Source organism: Sphingomonas faeni (genome assembly GCF_003053745.1).
Lineage (GTDB): Bacteria > Pseudomonadota > Alphaproteobacteria > Sphingomonadales > Sphingomonadaceae > Sphingomonas > Sphingomonas faeni.
Genome location: NZ_QAYE01000001.1, coordinates 709,949 through 728,016, shown reverse-complemented (window position 1 = coordinate 728,016; position 18,068 = coordinate 709,949). Strand labels below are relative to the sequence as shown.

The 18,068-nt window shown below is 64.4% G+C and carries 12 protein-coding genes and 1 tRNA gene; 8 read left to right on the top strand and 5 right to left on the bottom strand.

Annotated elements, in window-relative coordinates:
• Positions 1–60: 60 nt before the first annotated feature.
• Together C8J25_RS03270 and C8J25_RS03265 are read left to right on the top strand one after the other, a co-directional pair.
• Positions 61–1,434, top strand: coding sequence for a class II 3-deoxy-7-phosphoheptulonate synthase (locus C8J25_RS03270; protein ID WP_107952188.1), 1,374 nt, complete (start codon positions 61–63; stop codon positions 1,432–1,434).
• An 84-nt stretch (positions 1,435–1,518) separates the two neighbouring features.
• Positions 1,519–1,593: transfer RNA gene (locus tag C8J25_RS03265), tRNA-Glu, on the top strand.
• A gap of 379 nt (positions 1,594–1,972) precedes the next feature.
• Here C8J25_RS03265 and yghU read toward each other — a convergent pair.
• Both yghU and C8J25_RS03255 read right to left on the bottom strand, forming a co-directional pair.
• A complete protein-coding gene (gene yghU, locus C8J25_RS03260) occupies positions 1,973–2,866 on the bottom strand; it encodes a glutathione-dependent disulfide-bond oxidoreductase (protein ID WP_107952187.1) in 894 nt (297 codons plus the stop codon).
• A 231-nt stretch (positions 2,867–3,097) separates the two neighbouring features.
• The gene (locus C8J25_RS03255) at positions 3,098–6,403 is read right to left on the bottom strand and encodes a TonB-dependent receptor (RefSeq protein ID WP_167397644.1); all 3,306 of its coding nucleotides are present in this window, start codon (positions 6,401–6,403) and stop codon (positions 3,098–3,100) included.
• 228 nt (positions 6,404–6,631) lie between these two features.
• On the opposite strand from C8J25_RS03255, the gene C8J25_RS03250 reads away from it, so the two are divergent.
• From C8J25_RS03250 to C8J25_RS03235, 4 genes are read left to right on the top strand one after another with little or no spacing between them, the layout of a single operon-like run.
• A complete protein-coding gene (locus C8J25_RS03250; RefSeq protein WP_107952185.1) occupies positions 6,632–8,134 on the top strand; it encodes a tryptophan halogenase family protein in 1,503 nt (500 codons plus the stop codon).
• The gene (locus C8J25_RS03245) at positions 8,131–9,531 is read left to right on the top strand and encodes a tryptophan 7-halogenase (protein WP_107952184.1); all 1,401 of its coding nucleotides are present in this window, start codon (positions 8,131–8,133) and stop codon (positions 9,529–9,531) included. The genes C8J25_RS03250 and C8J25_RS03245 overlap by 4 nt, the downstream gene beginning before the upstream one ends.
• Positions 9,528–11,045 (top strand): tryptophan halogenase family protein, encoded by a 1,518-nt coding sequence (locus tag C8J25_RS03240; RefSeq protein ID WP_107952183.1) that lies wholly within the window; start codon positions 9,528–9,530, stop codon positions 11,043–11,045. The genes C8J25_RS03245 and C8J25_RS03240 overlap by 4 nt, the downstream gene beginning before the upstream one ends.
• Complete coding sequence (locus C8J25_RS03235; RefSeq protein ID WP_107952182.1) at positions 11,042–12,526, top strand: tryptophan halogenase family protein; 1,485 nt, start codon at positions 11,042–11,044, stop codon at positions 12,524–12,526. The genes C8J25_RS03240 and C8J25_RS03235 overlap by 4 nt, the downstream gene beginning before the upstream one ends.
• A 195-nt stretch (positions 12,527–12,721) precedes the next feature.
• Here C8J25_RS03235 and C8J25_RS03230 read toward each other — a convergent pair whose 3' ends face one another.
• Complete coding sequence (locus C8J25_RS03230) at positions 12,722–13,762, bottom strand: cupin-like domain-containing protein (protein ID WP_107952181.1); 1,041 nt, start codon at positions 13,760–13,762, stop codon at positions 12,722–12,724.
• Between the two features lie 229 nt (positions 13,763–13,991).
• On the opposite strand from C8J25_RS03230, the gene C8J25_RS03225 reads away from it, so the two are divergent.
• On the top strand, positions 13,992–14,504 hold the full coding sequence (locus C8J25_RS03225) for a pyridoxamine 5'-phosphate oxidase family protein (protein WP_107952180.1): 513 nt from the start codon (positions 13,992–13,994) through the stop codon (positions 14,502–14,504).
• A 36-nt stretch (positions 14,505–14,540) separates the two neighbouring features.
• On the opposite strand, the gene C8J25_RS03220 is transcribed toward C8J25_RS03225, so the two are convergent.
• Positions 14,541–15,773: a polyhydroxyalkanoate depolymerase gene (locus C8J25_RS03220; protein WP_107952664.1), complete on the bottom strand. Its 1,233-nt coding sequence runs from the start codon at positions 15,771–15,773 to the stop codon at positions 14,541–14,543.
• 162 nt (positions 15,774–15,935) lie between these two features.
• On the opposite strand from C8J25_RS03220, the gene C8J25_RS03215 reads away from it, so the two are divergent.
• A complete protein-coding gene (locus C8J25_RS03215; RefSeq protein ID WP_107952179.1) occupies positions 15,936–17,711 on the top strand; it encodes an ABC transporter transmembrane domain-containing protein in 1,776 nt (591 codons plus the stop codon).
• On the opposite strand, the gene C8J25_RS03210 is transcribed toward C8J25_RS03215, so the two are convergent.
• On the bottom strand, positions 17,708–18,046 hold the full coding sequence (locus C8J25_RS03210; RefSeq protein WP_107952178.1) for a TfoX/Sxy family protein: 339 nt from the start codon (positions 18,044–18,046) through the stop codon (positions 17,708–17,710). The two genes, C8J25_RS03215 and C8J25_RS03210, sit on opposite strands and share 4 nt — an antisense overlap.
• Between the last annotated feature and the right edge of the window lie 22 nt (positions 18,047–18,068).

Below are 18,068 nucleotides of genomic sequence, written 5' to 3'. Positions count from 1 at the left end.
GCGCAAAAAGGCGTTTTCGCGCATTGCCTTCGTCACAATTCACCAATCGGACGACATGATATGGCCGCGAACTGGGCCCCCGACAGCTGGACGCGTCACGAAGCACGGCAGCTCCCCACCTATCCCGACGCCGCAGCGCTGACCGCCGCGACCGATCAGCTGGCCACGTTCCCGCCGCTCGTCTTCGCCGGTGAAGCGCGCAACCTGACCGCGTCGCTCGCCGAAGTCGCGGCCGGCAAGGCGTTCCTGCTGCAGGGCGGCGACTGCGCCGAGTCCTTTGCCGAGCATAGCGCGAACAACATTCGCGACACGTTCCGCGTCATCCTGCAGATGGCCGTCGTGCTCACCTTCGCCTCGAAGCTCCCGGTCGTGAAGCTCGGTCGCATGGCCGGTCAGTTCGCCAAGCCGCGCTCGACCGATACCGAGACGATCGGCGGCGTCGAGCTGCCCTCGTACCGCGGCGACAACGTCAACGACATCGCCTTCACCGCGGAATCGCGCGCGCCCGATCCGCAGCGGATGATTCGCGCCTATTCGCAGTCGGCGGCGACGCTCAACCTGCTGCGCGCGTTCGCACAGGGAGGATATGCGAACCTGCATCAGGTCCATCGCTGGACGCACGACTTCATGGGCCGCAGCCCGTGGTCGAAGAAATACGCCGAGACCGCGGACCGGATCGGCGAGGCGCTCGAGTTCATGGCCGCCTGCGGAATCGATCCGGAGACCGTGCCGCAGCTCGCGCAGACGCATTTCTACACCAGCCACGAGGCGCTGCTGCTCCAGTACGAGCAGGCGCTGACCCGGCAGGATTCGCTGACCGGCGACTGGTACGACACCAGCGCGCACTTCCTGTGGATCGGCGATCGCACGCGGTTCGAGGGCTCCAGCCACGTCGAATACCTCCGCGGCATCGGCAACCCGATCGGCATCAAGTGCGGCCCGAGCCTAGAGCCCGACGCGCTGCTGCGGATGCTCGACACGCTCAATCCCGGCCGCGTACCCGGCCGGATGACGCTGATCACGCGCTATGGCTACGACAAGATCGAGGCGAACCTGCCCCGCCTGATCCGCGCCGTTACGCGTGAAGGCCATCCGGTAGTCTGGAGCTGCGACCCGATGCACGGTAACGTCGTCAAAGCCGCCAACGGCTACAAGACGCGCCCGTTCGACCGCATCCTCGCCGAAGTCCGCGGCTTCTTCGCGGTCCACCGCGCGGAAGGCACGCACGCCGGCGGCATCCATGCCGAGATGACCGGCCAGAACGTGACTGAGTGCACCGGCGGTGCGGTCGACGTGACCGAGCAGTCGCTGGCGGATCGCTACCACACGCACTGCGACCCGCGCCTCAACGCGAGCCAGAGCCTGGAGCTCGCCTTCCTGCTCGCCGAAATGCTCAACGAGGAAATGGCCGAGCGCAAAAAGGTCGCCGCCTGAAGAAAAAGCTGCGGGCGTCCAAGAATGTTCGGCAACCGTCTTGACGCCTGCCACCCCATTCCGTAGACGCCCGCTTCTGCTAACGGCCCCTTCGTCTAGCGGTTAGGACGACGCCCTCTCACGGCGTAAGCACGAGTTCGATTCTCGTAGGGGTCACCAGCTACTGCTTTCGTGGCGGAAGTGTGCAGCGAACCTCACTATCCGCGCGTGCATAAGGGCTTTGCCCTTACCCGTTGATACCTTCGACACGTATTTCAAAACGAAACGTTTTCGTGTCGAGTGGGAAACCGATCGATCGATGGCCCGCGTCTCACCGCTGCAACAGTCCAGACCGGCCGCCTGCGCGACATCATCGAACGCTTCACCGCCGGTGATCAAGCGCGAAGTCGGACCCGCGCAACGCGTCATTGAGGGCATGGCGGGCGGCTAAGCAAAACCGACCCGGATCGACGCCGAGGGAGGCATCGATTCGGATCGAGCTGAGTGCGTCTCAAAGGCGGTGACCTAGTATCGATTGCTCAGCGCCTCTGAGGAAGCGTTACCTCGCGGCGTTGTCGGCCGCTGCGGCGTCGAGCTTGTCCTGCGTCCGCGTATCGAAATCGCCGGCGTCGTGGCGCTCGGGGAGCTGACTGGAAGGATCACCCATCACGCGGTTGACCATCCGCCCACGCGCCACGGCGGGCCGCGCGGCGATCAGATCAGTCCAGCGCAGGACATTCTTGTAGTCGTTTACCTGAAGGAACTCGGCAGCCTCGTAGACCAGTCCCTTCACCAGAGCACCGTACCAGGGCCACACCGCCATGTCGGCGATCGAATATTCGTCGCCGCCGACATACTCGCTTTCGGCCAGGCGCCGGTCGAGAACGTCGAGCTGCCGCTTCACCTCCATCGCGAAGCGGTCGATCGCATATTCGATCTTGACCGGCGCATACGCGTAGAAATGCCCGAACCCGCCGCCAAGCATCGGCCCCGCCCCCATCTGCCAGAACAGCCACGAGAGCACCTCGGCGCGCTTGGCGACATCGGTCGGCAGGAACGCACCGAACTTCTCGGCGAGATAGAGCAGGATCGAGCCGGACTCGAAGACCCGAATCGGGCTTGCCCCACTGCGATCGACCAGCGCCGGAATTTTCGAGTTCGGGTTGGCCTCGACGAAGCCGCTGCCGAACTGGTCGCCGTCCATGATCTTGATGAGCCAGGCGTCATATTCGGCACCCGTATGACCAGCAGCGAGAAGCTCCTCGAGCATCACCGTCACCTTCACCCCGTTGGGCGTCGCCAGCGAATAGAGCTGCAGCGGATGCTTGCCCACCGGCAGTTCATTGTCGTGCGTGGCGCCGGCGATCGGGCGGTTGATGCTGGCGAACCGGCCTCCGCTCTCCTTGTTCCAAGTCCAGATCTTCGGCGGCGTGTAATCGGCGGTCTCGGTCATTAGGATTCTCCGCGTGGGGGTTATTCCTTGTCGGCGCCGTGAGCCGTTGCGGAATATGACGCAAGCGCGGAGTACACCTGGTGAGCTGGTTTGCACGTGATCCGATGGCCGCCGCAGTGCCGCCACCACACCGCCATGCCGCGCCGCGGACGCAACAAGGGGCGCCCCGTACGATCGGGACGCCCCAAACGATTATATCAACCCGACCGGACCAGCCGGCCGGTTATCGCCTTACTTGATCGCGACGCGGATCGAGAAGGTGAAGCGGCGATCGTTGATGAACCAGTTGCGTGGTCGCGTCAGCAGGTTGTCGTTGATGACGTACGACGTCCGCGTCACCGAGTTCGTCAGGTTCACGCCCTGGAAGCCCATCCGCACCGCCGGCGTGATCGCATAGAAGACCGACGCATCGAGCTGCCCGTACGACTCCGCATAGACCGGCGCGAACGGCGTGATGACATCGCGGATCGTCAACAGGTTCCGCGACCGCCAGTTATACGCGGCGCGCAGTTCCAGGCCATTGCGCTGATAGAACGGCCCGATGTTGAACTGGTACTTCGACAACCCCTGCAACGGCAGCTTCCCGGTATCGACGGAGGAAATGATCCCCGCCGTTACGTTCGGATCGTTCGGGTCCAGCTGTTGCTGCGATACACCCGTCGAATGCACATAGGTGAAGTTCGCCGAGAGCCCGAGCCCGCCCAGCGCTGACGGCAGGAAGCCGTACGTCTGCTGATAGCCGACCTCGAACCCGCGCACCTTGCCCGTATCCGCCGAGTTCAGCGGCGTCGTGACGATGGCATCGAACGTCGAGCCATTGTTGGTGAACGACAGGCGCTGCGTCCCGACCGACTGTACACCGTACAGATTCTTCGCGAACGCCGAGAAGGTCAGCTGACCCACGCTCGAAAAATACCATTCCGCGGTCAGATCGTAATTGTCGGCGCGGACCGGCTTGAGGTTCGGGTTGCCGACGTCGAAGATCGCCACCGGACCGCCGTTGAACAGGATCGTCTGGTCGCTGGTCGTCAGGCCGATATTATAGAACGACCGGGTCTGCCCGAAATCGGGCGGTGCGACGCTTTTGTTGAACGCCGCGCGGAATTGCAGGCCACCCCCTACCGCCAGCTTCACGTTGAAGCTCGGCAGAAAGTAGTCATAGGTCAGCTTGGTGTCGTTCGGCACGAGATTGCCGTTTTGGAACGCCACTGCCGCTGCGCGGGTCGCGTCCGGCAACGCACAGAACCGCGAGATTGCAGTGCCGCTGGCGGGTGGAACGCAACTGAACGATTGGTTCGGGAACGAGAAGAAGCCCGACGAGATACGCCGTGTCTTGGTGTAGCGCACGCCGACATTGCCGCTCAAATTCCACCCGTTCGACAAATCGTTGCCGAAGCGGACTGCGAGATAGGCGGCGTTGTTACGCTCGCTGACCGGATTGACCTCGCCCGGACGGAACGGCGTCCCAGCAATCACGCCCGAACGCTGCGCCAGCGGCACCCAACCATCCGCGCCCGAATTGGTCGATGTGAAATTACGCCATTCGTGCGCGATCTGGCTGATCTGCTGGACCGCGGCGCCGTAATCCTGAAGCTGGCTGCCCGGATAGAATACACGGCCACCGTTGGACGCGTCATTAGCCTGCCCACGGAAGAAATTGTCGTAGGTGAAGGCCTGTTGCGGCCCCGGCGCGCCAGCGTCGCGGGTCGTCGGATTGCCATCGATCGGGCGGTCGAACCATACCGATCCGCCGGTCGACCCCGGTGCGGTCATGCTGCCATCGCCGCCGCCCCAGATCTCGCTCAACACGCCCCAGTTATACGCGGTCGACCGCGCTTCGTTCTGACGATCGGAGAAGCGATAGCCGGCGCGGATCGACGTCAGCCAGCTTTCCTCCGGGAACGAATAGTCCAGATCGATGCGCGCGGCGTCTTCGTTGCCCTTGCTGTCCTCGACATGGTCCATCGCCGACCGGTAGAAGCTGTTATACGGGTCCGCGTAGCTCGGATGCGCCGCATTCTGGTAGTTGTTGGCGCCGTTGGTAACGGGAATGAAGTTCACATAGGCCGGGTCGCTGCCGTTCAATCGAATGTCGGCATTCTGGTAGGTCGTCCCCCAGACGGTAAGATCGGTAACGTTTACCTTCGACCAGACGTGCTGGTAATCGACGGTCACGCCCAGACGCGTCGTTGGCTGCCACTTGAAGTTGAAGCTGGCGTCGTTGGTGATGTAACGTGCCGTGTTGCCGCGCGCGATGTTGTTGCTCTGCAAGCCATTGGTCGGCGTACGCATGTCGCTACCCTGATCGGCGCGATAGCCGTTCGGACCGGTGATGAGACCGCTGGTGAACGCATTGTCGTCGTCATACGCGAAGCTCGTGCCGGGGAATGGCTGGGAGTCCCCCGCGGTCAAAACGTTGTCGGTAGCGACTTCGATCGAGTTCTCGGTCCAGGCCTCGCGCGAATCCGCGCGCAGGAACTGCGCGGTCGCGGTCATCTTCTCGTCGTTGCTCCGCCACTGACCAGCCGCCGAGTACCCGTAGCGCGTACGGTTGAATTCCTGGCTGCGGATCGCCGCACCGCGCGGCACGTACACGGTCGTCCCGACGTTCGGAAGGTTGTTGGCGCCGAGCGGCTGTAGCAGGTCGCCCCCGCTCGTGAGTACCCGTTCGCCCCAGTTCGAGATCTGGACGCTGTCCGCGCGTGAGCGAACCTGCGATCGCACGAAGCTGCCGAGCAGGCCGAACTGGCCGATACCGGTGTGCCAGCGATCGCTGGCGAGGACAGAAACGGTCGGCGACGACTTCTTGACGAAGTCTCCATAGTTGTTCTCCAGCGTGCCGCCCAACGACAACCCGGTGGAATCGAACGGCAGGCGAGTCCGCAGATTGACGGTACCGGCAATGCCCCCTTCGATCATGTCGGCCGACGGGCTCTTGAACACGTCGACGCCGCCCAGCAATTCCGATGGGACGTCAGCGAACGACAGGCCACGACCGTTGTTCGCACTGAACGAATCGCGGCCGTTGATCTCGGAGCGCGTGTAGGTGAGACCGCGAACGACGACACCCGACCCTTCCGTCGAGAAGTGGTCCGGATCGACGCCAGCGGAAAAGTGGCTGATCGACACGCCCGGGACGCGCTGCAACGCCTCGGTCACCGAACGGTCCGGCAATGCACCGATATCTTCGGCTGAAATCGAATCCACGACGACTTCGGAATTCTTCTTGATCGCCTGCGCGCTTTGCAGGCTGCGACGAATACCGGTGACTACGATGTCCTGGTTGGCGGCCTCACTCTGCGGTGTCGCAGTCGATTGCTCGGCCTGAGTCGGCCTAGCACCGCCCGAGGGAACCTGCGCGTTTGCGGAAGGCTGCGCCTGCCCCGAAACGGACGTATCAGCACTGGCCGCCGCGGCCCGATCTGAAGGTGCGGTACGGTCAAGCGCCGCCGCCGTCGGCGTGCTCTGCGCTGGAACCGGCTCAGCTTGCTGGGCCTGCAACGCTTGCGGTGCGGCTGCCAGGCAGAGCGCGATCAACGATGCCCCGCCTTTCAATGCACCAACACGACGAGACGCAACTAGGATATTCGCAGTGGTCATGACGTTTGGCATCCCCTTTACAGATAGCGCTATCATTTGTTGGCGCGCTTTATCTGCGGAGCGAGGTAGCGTCACACGAATGTAACAGCTACATAAAAGGTTAAGAACGCTCGGAAATGAGCGCGTAGTTGCTGAGATACAACACAGAGAGGATGAGGATTGGCCATGAGCGCCCGCATACAAGTCGTGATCGTTGGTGGCGGTACCGCCGGGTGGATGACCGCCGCAACACTGGCGATGAGTTTCGCCGGGCGACTTGCGGACGTGACCCTGATCGAGTCGGAAGACATCGGAACGGTCGGCGTTGGCGAAGCAACGGTTCCGCACATCCGATTCTTCAATCAAAGATTGGGTATCGACGAAGCCGACTTCATTCGTCGTACAAATGCGACGTTCAAGCTTGGCATCGAATTTCGCGATTGGGGCCGTATCGGCGACAGCTACATTCATCCCTTTGGTGATTTTGGGCACGACATCGATGGCCTGCCTTTCCACCAGTATTGGGCCCACGCGGCGCGCGGTGGCGTTGACGGCTTACCGACGCTGGAAGACTGCTCGCTGCCGATCGTCGTCGCGCGCGACAATCGTTTTACGCCGCCGCTTGAGGATCCGCGCTCGATCGGGTCGACCTATTCCTACGCCTATCAGTTCGATGCGACGCTCTACGCGGCCTATCTACGCGACTATGCCGAAGCGCGCGGCGTCGTCCGGATCGAAGGACGCGTCGATGCGGTCGAGCAGAAGGACGATGGTATCGGCGCGGTTCGCCTTGCCGATGGTCGACGGATCGCGGGTGACCTGTTCATTGACTGTTCCGGCTTTCGCGCACTCCTGATTGATGGCGCACTCAAGGTTAAATATGAGGATTGGTCGCACTGGTTGCCGTGCGATGCCGCATGGGCCGTTCCCACCGCCAATGCCGGTGCGTTGACGCCGTACACCCGGGCAACCGCGCGTGAAGCAGGATGGCAATGGCGCATCCCGCTCCAGCATCGAACGGGGAACGGCCACGTCTTCTCTACACGGTTCACCGATCCGGAAGCCGCGCGTGCCGTGCTGATCGATAACCTTGAGGGCGAGGCAGTTGCCGAACCGCGCATGCTGCGCTTTCGGACGGGCCGGCGGCACCGCCAATGGGTCGGGAATTGCGTCGCGATCGGCCTGTCCGCGGGGTTCCTCGAACCACTCGAATCGACCAGCATCCACCTGATCCAGCTTGCGATCGGCAAGCTCATCGAACTGTTCCCATCCGGTGGCGTGTTCGATCCCGCCGATGCGGCCGAATTCGACCGCGCGATGGCATTGGAATATGACCGGGTCCGTGACTTCCTGGTGCTGCACTACTGTGCCACGGAACGCGACGACACGCCGTTCTGGCGCTACATGCGAACCATGACCCTGCCCTCGTCGCTGACCGAGAAGATCGCCGAATTCCGCGAGCGGGGCATCGTCGCATCGTATCGGGAGGGCATGTTCCTGCCGGCCAGCTGGCTTGCCGTCTATTACGGCCAGCGCATCATGCCGGGCCGCGTGAATCCGCTGATAGCCAATACTCCCACGGCGACGTCGCGGGATCACGTCGCAAGGGTTGCCGCGGCTTGCGCAAGCGCAGCCAAAGCGATGCCCTTGCACGAAGCCTATATCGCACGAATCAAGGCCGCGGCATGAGCCAGACCGTCGCAATCCTCGGCGCGAACCTGTGCGGCTGGATGGCCGCAGCGGCGCTCGCCCGTCGCCTGCCACGTGACCGCTACAGCGTCGTCGTGATCGACGATGGCACGACAGGCGACGGACTCGGCGATTTCGCACCAGTGATCGCGGTGCCGCCGGCGCTCGGCGGGTTTCATGCCGATCTCGGTATCGAGCCGACGGCGCTTGTCCGCGCAACCGGTGGAAGCCATGCGCTCGGAGTCGCGTTCGGTGGCTGGCGCAAGGACGGTGCCGCGGCGTTCCTGTCCTACGGCGAAACGGGTGCGCCGCTTCAGGGTATCGCGTTCCACCAGCTTGCCGGGCGGCTGCGCAAGGACGGGATCCATGTCCGTCTGGCCGACTATGCCGTGTCTGCGGTTGCCGCACAGGTCGGCCGGTTCGCTCTCGAAGCCCCGATCGCGCATGCGTTGCATCTGCTGGTCGACCCCTACACCGCAGTGCTCCGCGCGGCCGCGATGAACTTCGGTGCGTCGTGCACGAACGCACCGTTTGCCGACGCGCAAATCGACGCAAGCGGCATCGTCGAGACGCTGAAATTGGCGGACGGCACCGATATCGCACCGCTACTCGTGCTGGACTGTTCCGGCAGCAGCGCGCGCATCGCGAGCCGGACGGCACCGGCATTCGAGGATTGGTCGGCTTGGCTGCCGTGTGACCGGACGTATACGCAAACGCTGCCAGCAACGGGCGCCCCGCCACCCTATACGCAAGTCGATGCGCAGGGTTCGGGCTGGACCGCGACCTGGCCGCTCGGTGGCGCCGACGTGCGTTTGACCTGCGCCGCCAGTGGCGAGGGCACACCGTTCCGCGCCGGGCGCCGCGTCGAGGCCTGGCGCGGCAACTGCATCGCCATGGGCGCCGCTGCCGGTCTTATCGAGCCATTGCACCCAACAGCCCTGACAGTGCTGCTGCGGTCGCTGGCGCAGCTCATCCAGCTTTGGCCCGCAGAACGCCGAGCGCCGGTGGAAGCCAAGGCGTTCAATCGATTTACGGCAAACGCCATGACGGGCGCCCGCGACTTCGTCATCGCCCAGAAGGCCGCTGCCCGCGGCTCAAACGCGATCGGGGACGTGCGCAGCGAACCGGTGCTTCCCGATGCCATCGAAGCAAAACGCACCCTGTTTGCCGCACGCGGACGTCTGCCGATGTTCGACGACGAACCGTTCGAAGAGGAAGACTGGGCCGCGATGTTCGACGCGATGGGTCTCGTGCCACGGCGCTACGACGCGCGCGCCGACGCGCTGCCCCTGGCAACGATCCAACAGCATTTCGCCGATCATCGCGCGCGGATCATCGCGCAGGTCCGTGCGCTTCCGCCTTACGCGCACGCCATGGCCGAACTGGCTGCCGCATGACGCTGGGTTCACCTGTCCGTCGCATCGTCATCGTCGGCGGCGGTACCGCGGGCTGGATGGCGGCCGCCGCACTGGCACGACTGATCCCGACGGGGGCCAGCGTGACGCTGATCGAGTCCGATACGATCGGCACCGTCGGTGTCGGCGAAGCGACGATCCCACCAATCCGGGCCTTCAACGCGATGCTCGGCATCGACGAAGCGGCGTTTCTGGCGGCGACGGCAGGCAGCTTCAAGCTCGGCATCGAGTTCGTCGACTGGGGTGCGATCGGCGAACGCTATCTCCACCCGTTTGGCGGGTTCGGCTTCGATATCGAGGGAGTCCGCTTCCACCAACATTGGCGACGTCGCCGAGCCGCAGGCGTGGTCGAGGACATCGACGCCTACTCGCTGTGCGCGGTCGCCGCGCGGGCCGGGCGGTTCGCGCCCCCCTCGCCCGACCCGGCATCCATATTGTCGCAGATGGCGCATGCCTATCATTTCGACGCCGGCCTTTACGCTCGGTTCCTACGAGGTCGTGCGGAACGCGACGGCGTCACCAGGATTGAGGGCGAGATCGGCGATGTCGTGCTTGACGGCCCTACCGGACACGTCCGTCATGTCATGCTCGGGGGCGACCGCCGGATCGAAGGCGACCTGTTCCTCGACTGCTCCGGCTTCCGCGGGTTGCTGATCGAGCAGACGCTCGGTGCCGGTTACGAAGACTGGACGCGCTGGTTGCCCTGCGACCGCGCCGTCGCGATGCCGACCGCCAATATCGGCACCGCGATCGCGCCGTACACCCGCTCGACCGCGCAAGCGAGCGGCTGGCAATGGCGCATTCCGCTGCAACACCGCACCGGCAACGGCTATGTCTATAGCAGCGCACATTGCTCGGACGACGAGGCCGCCGCGACCTTACTCGACGGTGTCGACGGGCCGCCGCTTGCCGACCCTCGCGTTCTTCGCTTCACAGCCGGGCGGCGCCGAAAACAGTGGATAGGCAACGTCGTCGCGCTTGGCCTAGCCTCCGGCTTCACCGAGCCGCTCGAATCCACCAGTATCCATATGGTGCAGACCGGCATCTCGAAGCTGCTGGCGTTGTTCCCCGACCAGGGTTTCTCACCGGTCGAGATCGATACCTATAACCGTCTTGCCGAGACGCAGTTCGACCAGGTTCGCGACTTTCTCGTGCTTCACTATCATGCGACCCGCCGGACCGACTCTCCGTTCTGGCGCGAGGCCGGGGCGCGGGCGATTCCCGATAGTCTGGCCGAGAAGATTGCCCTGTGGCGACGTCGCGGACGGCTGTTCCGATGGGAGGACGATCTGTTCGCCGAAGCAAGCTGGGTCGCTGTGCTACTGGGTCAGGGCATCGTCCCCGAGGGCTGGGACCGTCTCGCCGATGCGGTCGACGCCCGCGACGTAGATGCACGGTTTGATCGGTTGCGCGCGATGTTCGCCGACGCCGCAGCCCGGATGCCGCGTCACGAAGACTATCTCGCCCGTACCAGCCCGACGCGCGTGCGCGCATGACCGACGCTCTACGATCTGTGACGATTGTCGGTGGCGGTACCGCGGGCTGGATGGCGGCGGTCGCGTTCGGACGGCTGCTTGGCCCCGCCGGCACGCGCGTGACGCTGATCGAGTCCGACGACATCCCCACGGTCGGCGTCGGCGAAGCTACGATCCCGCCGATCCGTACTTTCCACGCGATGCTCGGGATCGACGAGGACGCCTTCCTCCGCGCGACCGGCGGCAGCTACAAGCTCGGCATCCGCTTCGAAGGCTGGACGCGTCCAGGCGAGTCCTACGTCCACCCGTTTGGCCAGATCGGTACCGACATCGCCGGCGTGCCGTTCGCGGCGCAATGGTTGCGCGCACGGCATGCGGGCCTCGCAGTCCCGCTGGGTGCCTATTCACTCGAGGCGCGCGCGGCGGAGGCCGGCCGCTTCTCACGCCCGATTGCCAATGGCGACTCACCCCTGTCACGGATCGGCTATGCCTATCATTTCGACGCCGGGCGCTACGCCGCGTTCTTGCGCACGCAATCCGAGGCATACGGCGTCGTCCGCCATGAGGGGCTGGTCAAACGCGTCGAGCGCGGCCCGGCGGGAATCGCGGCCGTCCATCTCGCAGACGGTAGCCGCATCTCCGGCGACCTGTTCATCGACTGCTCCGGCTTTCGCGCCCTCTTGATCGAAGGCGCGATGGAGGCAGGATGGATTGACTGGTCCGAATGGCTGCCCTGCGACCGCGCCGTCGCAGTACCCTCGGTTGCCGACGCCGTACCGCTGCCGCTCACCCGGGCGATAGCCGAGCGTGCCGGCTGGCGCTGGCGTATCCCGCTGCAGCACCGCACCGGCAACGGCCATGTCTTCTCCAGCCGCCACATGAGCGAGGACGAGGCGACCGCTATGTTGCTGGCCGGGGTGGAAGGCGAGACGCTTGCCGACCCGCGCGTGATCCGTTTCGCGACGGGCCATCGGAATCGCTTCTGGAGCGGCAACTGCATCGCCTTGGGTCTGGCGGCGGGGTTCATGGAGCCGCTTGAATCCACCAGCATTCATCTGGTGCAAAGCGGATTGCAGCATCTGCTCAGGATGCTGCCTGTGGGCCGCCCGGCCGCTGCGACCGTCGAGCGCTACAACCGGATCATGACCGCGGAATTCAGTCGCATCCGAGACTTCCTCGTCGCACATTACCATTTGAATGCGCGCGCCGAACCCTTCTGGCGCGACCGCGCAACTGCAGCGATCCCGGAGGGGCTAGCCGAAAAGCTCGCATTGTTTCACGCTGGCGGCCGCATCTTTCGAGAGGCCGACGAACTGTTTAACGAAACCAGCTGGCTCGCTGTGTTGACCGGACAGAACGCCCCCGTCTCAGGCTACGATCCGATCTGCGACGGCATACCGATCGAGACCGCCGCCAATCGATTGGCGCAGATCGAACGCGTAGTCGCTACTTCACTGACGCATATGCCATCCCATGCCCATGCGCTCGCCAGGTTGGCGTAAACCAGTATCGGCTGATGCCCATGCCGCTCACCGTCGTTGCGGCCGCGACTAAACTCGACCGACACCGCTTGCGTTTCGATGGTCCCAAACGTGTACGCAAGACGTCCGGTCGTTCCGAGCATCGTCGATGACGGCGACAAGGCGACCAACTATAGCCCGCCGCCTGCCTGGGCCGCCTTCATTGGCGGCACTCGGTCAGCGTCGCTGGAGCGCTTTCAACAGATAGCCGCGGATCCGCTCGGTACGATCTGGCGAGGCTGGGCCGAGCACGCCACGCGCTGCCGTGGGCAGATGATCGCCAGCCGCGGCCGCATCGTCGCCGAACACATAATGCTCGAACCAGGCTCGCCACCCCGCCTTCTCCGCCGGTGGACGATCGCGCACCGCCATCATCGCATGGACCATCGCGTGAAACGCCGAAACCGTCGGATCGAAAGCCCACCAGTAATTGCACAACACGTTGAGCGTCCCGAACGCCTGGACGTGATGCCACCAGATCGCCGGGATGAATAACGCATCGCCCGGTCCTAAATCGGCGACCAATGCATGCCGCAGCGCCTCGGTATATCGCGGAAACTGGTGCAGGTCCGGCGCCAACGGATCGACCATGCTGGACGGCGGCCCCGCCAGCGTCCGGTCGAGTGGTCCGATATACAGATTGCCGACCTGGTCCGGCGGGAACAGCGTGAAGCGGCGTCGGCCGGCGACTACGCAGGCAAGGTTCGTCGAGCCGTCATAATGTGTCGCGGTCTGCGATCCGTTGCCGATCCACAGCCTTGGCGTCGCTCCGCCCAGCGGCAGGTTGATCGGATTGGCTGCCAACCACCCCGGCAAATGCTCAGGCGCGGTTGCCGCGTTGGCATACAGGAAATGCCGCTTCTCCTCGGGCACGCTGGACAGTCGCAACAATTCGCTCAGCAAGACCGCCAAGGGGGCCTTCTCGCGGTGAAAGTTGAAGCCTTCCAGATTATCGCCGCGATAGAAGAAGCGGCCTTCGAATTCAGGACCGCCGATCAGCACGTCCATCGGCTTGCCGCCATCACCGAGGCCGGCCAGATACGTTGCGGTCGCGTCATCGCCACCTTCCGCCGCCCGCACGCTGGCCCAATGCGAAACCTGCCCGCGCAACACCACCGGGGTAGCGCGTCCCGCTACTTCGGTAGCGAAGGTCTGAGCGTCGACGACGGCGCGCTCTTCGACGCGAACGTTCGTTACGGCGGAATGACTACTCTCCATAGTCCTGCAATAGCAGTAAGATGCGCCTCACCAAATCCTGTTTGAGGCATGGATCGGCAAAACGCATTCACCGTATTTTTGTGGTGCCGCAGAACCGCAGCGATCGTCGACATGGCCCGTTGGTCGCGGTTTTATCCAGCAACAGCGCGTGTGCCGACCGCAGATCCTGCGCAACCAACCCCCGCCCCGCCCGTTCTCAGTGGCAATCCAAGCTAATAGGAGAATAACGATGGCCGACAAGGATACCCCGCAGGAAGTCGCAGCGAAGTTCATCGAGAAGCTGAAGGCCAGCCCGTTCGTGATGATCGGCCTGCATGACGGCCAGCAGTCGGGGAGCCAGCAGTCGGGGAGCCAGCATTCCGAGCCGATGACCGCGCAGATCGACGACGATCAGCCCAACACGCTGTTCTTCTTCGCCGGCCGCGACAACCGTATCGCCAAGGGCGGCGCGGCGATGGCGCAGTTCGTCGGCAAGGGCCATGATTTCTTCGCGTGCATGGCCGGCGACGTCTCGACGTCGAACGACCGCACGCAGATCGACAAGCTCTGGAACAACCAGGTCGAGGCATGGTTTCCGGGCGGCAAGGAAGACCCCAACCTGACGCTCCTGCGCTTCGACATCGACAGCGCCGAGCTTTGGGAAACCGACATCTCGATCGGCGGCCGCCTCAAGATGCTGTTCGGCGGCACGATCCGTTCGGACGAGTCGAGCAGCCACGCGGTGGTAAACTCGATCGCCTAACGACTGCGGGCAGCCTGCGAGGGCTGCCCGTTTTCCTCACCCGTTCGCGGTGATGAACTCCTCCACCACTGGCGCGATTTTGTCCCGCCAGCGCGAGCCGTTGAAGATGCCGTAATGGCCAGCACCTTCCGCCATCAGATAGCGCTTCTTCTCGTCGGGTAGCGCAGTCGCCAGTGTCAGTGCCGCCTTGGTCTGCCCCAACCCCGAAATATCATCGCGCTCACCCTCGACCGCGAGCAACCCAATGTCGGTGATCGCCGCCGGATCTACCAGCCTACCGCGATGCGTCATGATACCACGTGGCAGCGCGTGGTTCTGGAACACGACATCGATCGTCTGGAGATAGAATTCCGCGGTCATGTCGCAGACCGAGCGATATTCCTCGTAGAAATCCTGGCTCTGCGACGCGCTCTCGCCGTCGCCTTGGACGAGATGCTTATACATCTCCCAATGCGAGACCATGTGGTTGCCCAGATTCATCGACATGAACCCTGCAAGCTGGAGGAAGCCGGGATACACCTTCCGACCCGCACCCGGATAATTGCCCGGCACCGTCGCGATCACGTTCTGCTCGAACCACGCATGCGGCCGCTCGGTCGCCAGCGTATTGACCGCAGTCGGCGCCTCGCGCGTGTCGACGGGACCACCCATCATCGTCAGCGTCTTGGGACGGCACGGGTTCTTGTCTGCGCTCATCAACGCGATAGCAGCATAGCAGGGAACCGAGGGCTGGCAGACGGCCAGCATGTGCGTGCCCCCCTGCCCTTCGTTCGCGCCGATCCTCTCCAGATATTCGATCAGATAATCAATGTAATCGTCGAGATCGAACCGCCCCGCCGAGAGCGGCACGCTGCGCGCATCGCGCCAGTCGGTGATGTAGACGTCGGCGAACGGCAGCATCCGCTCGACCGTCCCGCGCAGCAAGGTCGCGTAATGGCCCGACATCGGCGCGACGATCAGCAGCTTCGGACCGTCCTCCACACCCTCGCGCACGAAGCGCTTCAGCTGCCCGAAGTCCTTCCGCAGCACGATCTCCTCGCGCACCGCGACCTCACGACCGTCGATCGTCGTCGTATCGAGCCCGAACGCCGGCTTGCCGCGAGTGGCATTCGCGTGTGCGAACACTTCGAGCGCCGAGGCGACCACCGTGCCGCCGCCCAAATAGGCGAACGGGTTTGCCGGATTGTTGAGCATATCCGCGCCAAAGCTCGCCATCTTGCTGGCGCCGGCCATCATCGAACGCTGGAATTCATAGGCATCGTAGAGCATGCGGTATCCTCTCGCCTCATCGGGCTTTGCACAATGGTAACGCAATTTTGCCGCAGTGCAACGCGCGATCGACCGACGCTCCGTCTCGCGCGACCGGATCACCGCGCTCGGCGACGCCCGGTTCTCGTTGAGCGCCACCCCCGCCACTGCTAGGCACCGCGCATGGCCAAGCCGATACCCGAAGAGAAGACGTCCCGCCGGATCGGCGATCTCGCGATGGTGTGGCGTCATGCCTCCCAATATCCTCGCCAGATCGCTTTTGCGGGGCTCGCGCTGATGATGACCTCGGCGGCGACGATCGGCATTCCCTACGGATTCAAGCGCGTCATCGACCGCGGCTTCGGCCCCGGCGCGGGCGGGTCGGTCGCCAACTCCTTCCACTATTTGCTGATGATCGTCGTGGTGCTCGCGCTCGCGACCGCAGTGCGCTTCTACTACGTGTCGTGGCTCGGAGAGCGCGTCGTCGCGGATATCCGCACCAACGTGCAACGCCACCTGCTCCGCCTGACGCCCCGCTTCTTCGAGGAGAACCGCCCGTCCGAGATCGCCTCGCGCCTGACCTCGGATACGGCGCTGATCGAACAGGTCGTCGGCAGCACGGTGTCGATTGCGCTCCGCAATACCTTCACCGGCATCGGTGGGCTGATCTACCTGTTCGCGATCTCGCCGAAACTCGCGGGCATGCTGATGATCGGCATCCCGCTGATCATCCTGCCGATCGCGCTGCTCGGCAAGCGCGTACGCAACTACTCGCGCACGTCGCAGGACCGCGTTGCCGACGTCGGCTCGATCGCGACCGAGACGCTCGGCGCGATGAAGGTTGTGCAGGCATTCGGGCAGGAAGACCGCGAGGCGATCCGCTTCGGAGACGCGGTTGCCGCGACGTTTGCGGCGGCGCGCGCGCGGATCATGTTGCGGGCGGTGATGACTGCGATCGTCATAGGGCTCGTGTTCGGGTCGATCACGCTGGTCCTGTGGGAAGGCGCGATCGACGTCGCGGCGGGGCGGATCAGCGGCGGCGCCATCGCTGCGTTCGTGCTGACCGGAGGGATCGTCGCGGGCGCGTTCGGCGCGTTGACCGAAGTCTATGGCGACCTGTTGCGCGGCGCCGGTGCGGCCGGACGCCTGTCCGAGCTGCTCCGCGAAAAGCCCGAGATCGCCGCGCCCGCCAACCCGGTTGCCCTACCCCAGCCGCGACGCGGCGCGCTCGCGTTCGAGGGGGTGCAGTTCCACTACCCGACGCGCCGCGACGTCGCCGCGCTTAACGGCTTCTCGCTCGACGTGAAGCCGGGCGAGACGGTCGCCGTCGTCGGTCCTTCGGGCGCCGGCAAGACTACTCTCTTCCAGCTGGTCCAGCGCTTCTACGACCCCGACGCCGGCCGCGTGACTCTTGACGGCATCGACCTGCGCGACGCCGACCCGGCGGAAGTCCGCGCCCGCATCGCGATGGTCCCGCAGGAGACGATCATCTTCGGCGCCTCCGCGCGCGACAACCTCCGCTACGGCGACTGGTCCGCGACCGACGACCAGCTCTGGGCCGCCGCCGAAGCCGCCAACGCCGCCGAATTCCTGCGCAAGCTGCCCGAAGGCCTCGACACCTTCCTCGGCGAAGGCGGCGCACGGCTGTCGGGCGGCCAGCGCCAGCGCGTGACGATCGCGCGTGCGCTGCTCCGCGATGCGCCGATCCTGCTGCTCGACGAGGCGACGAGCGCGCTCGATGCCGAAAGCGAGCGCCTTGTGCAGGAAGCGCTCGAACGACTGATGGCGAACCGTACCACGCTGGTCATCGCGCACCGCCTCGCCACCGTACGCGCGGCCGAGCGGATCATCGTGATGAGCGACGGACAGATCGTCGAGGAAGGCTCGCACGCGTCGCTGATGACCAACAGCGGGCTCTACGCGCGGCTGGCGAGCCTGCAGTTCAACGAGGCCGCCTAGACCTTTTTGGGCTTGGGCTTCTTCGGTTTCGGCATCGGCAGTTCGGCGGTCGAGATGCGGATGAGGTCCGCCATCCACTCCGCGTCGTCCCAACGGTCAGCATCGACCACCAAGCACGGTTTCGCACCAGGATACGGCGGCGCTTCGTCGATCGCACCGGCGAACGCGCGCCCACCCGGGGTCGGCTTGAGGAAGAGTTGGTCGTCGCAGATCATTGCGACCATCCTGCCGTCACAATAAACGCCGTATTCGCCGAACATCGGCTTCGCGGAAACGTCTCCCGCCGCGGCGAGCTGGTCGATCAGGAACGCGACGGTATTGCGATCGGATGCCATTCGCCGAGGTTGGCAGATCGGC